The sequence below is a fragment of the Pseudomonas sp. 05N434 genome, from assembly GCF_056396965.1.
This window is the reverse complement of record NZ_JBFTMK010000852.1, coordinates 1-1,376: the sequence shown is the minus strand read 5'-3', so window position 1 is coordinate 1,376 and position 1,376 is coordinate 1. Positions and strand designations below refer to the sequence as shown.

Genomic DNA, 1,376 nt, shown 5'->3' with positions numbered 1-1,376 from the left:
CTGCTGTCCCGTCAGGTAGGCGTTCCGTACATCGTGGTTTTCCTGAACAAGGCTGACCTGGTAGACGACGCTGAGCTGCTGGAACTGGTTGAGATGGAAGTGCGCGATCTGCTGAGCACTTACGACTTCCCAGGCGACGACACTCCAATCATCATCGGCTCCGCTCGTATGGCGCTGGATGGTCTGGACGATAACGAGATGGGCACCACTGCCGTCAAGAAACTGGTTGAAACTCTGGACAGCTACATCCCAGAACCAGTTCGTCTGACTGACAAGCCGTTCCTGATGCCAATCGAAGACGTATTCTCGATCTCGGGTCGCGGTACTGTTGTGACTGGTCGTATCGAGCGCGGTATCGTTCGCGTTCAGGATCCACTGGAAATCGTTGGTCTGCGTGACACTACCGTCACCACCTGCACCGGTGTTGAAATGTTCCGCAAACTGCTCGACGAAGGTCGTGCTGGCGAGAACTGCGGCGTGCTGCTGCGCGGCACCAAGCGTGATGACGTGGAGCGTGGTCAGGTTCTGGTTAAGCCAGGTACCGTTAAGCCGCACACCAAGTTCACCGCAGAAGTTTACGTTCTGAGCAAAGAAGAAGGCGGTCGTCACACTCCGTTCTTCAAAGGCTACCGTCCACAGTTCTACTTCCGTACTACTGACGTGACTGGTAACTGCGAGCTGCCAGAAGGCGTTGAAATGGTAATGCCAGGCGATAACATTCAAATGACTGTTACCCTGATCAAAACCATCGCAATGGAAGACGGTCTGCGTTTCGCTATTCGCGAAGGCGGCCGTACCGTTGGTGCTGGCGTTGTAGCTAAAATCATCGAGTAAGCTTCTCTTCTGAGATAGCTTCGATGCTTTGAAAAAGCCCCCGCTCAGCGGGGGCTTTTTTATTGGGTTGACACCTATCGGGGGCGTCTATAGAATTGCGCCTCCTTTTAACGGGCGTATTGCGCCCGGTGGGAATAGCAGCCGGAGTCTGAAATCCAATGCAAAATCAGCAAATCCGTATCAGGTTGAAGGCTTTTGACCATCGCCTGATCGACCAATCCACCCAGGAAATCGTGGAAACCGCGAAACGTACTGGTGCTCAAGTGCGTGGTCCAATTCCACTGCCTACCCGTAAAGAGCGGTTCACCGTTCTGGTCTCCCCGCACGTCAACAAAGACGCGCGTGACCAGTACGAGATCCGTACTCATAAGCGCGTTCTGGACATCGTCCAGCCAACGGATAAAACCGTTGATGCTCTTATGAAGCTTGATCTTGCGGCCGGTGTGGAAGTGCAGATCAGCCTCGGCTAAGACTCGGTCTTAGTCGTGTAACGCTCTGAAATGGGCGGCCATAGCGGGTGAAAGCCCCGTACACTCATGAGG

General features: G+C 54.1%; 2 protein-coding genes. Both read left to right on the top strand.

Translation table 11 applies throughout. The annotated features are described in order from the left end of the window. Positions 1-834: elongation factor Tu (locus tag AC1DLB_RS30095; protein ID WP_477786293.1), on the top strand; the 834-nt coding region annotated here is incomplete at its 5' end. A 158-nt stretch (positions 835-992) separates the two neighbouring features. Further along, positions 993-1,304 carry a 30S ribosomal protein S10 gene (gene rpsJ / locus AC1DLB_RS30090; protein WP_003186070.1) on the top strand — a complete coding sequence of 104 codons (312 nt, stop codon included), beginning with the start codon at positions 993-995 and terminating at the stop codon, positions 1,302-1,304. Positions 1,305-1,376 lie beyond the last annotated feature (72 nt).

Excerpts from the sequence above, each read along its gene's own strand:
- rpsJ (WP_003186070.1), top strand. The coding sequence starts at position 993 with ATGCAAAATCAGCAAATCCGTATCAGGTTGAAGGCTTTTGACCATCGC.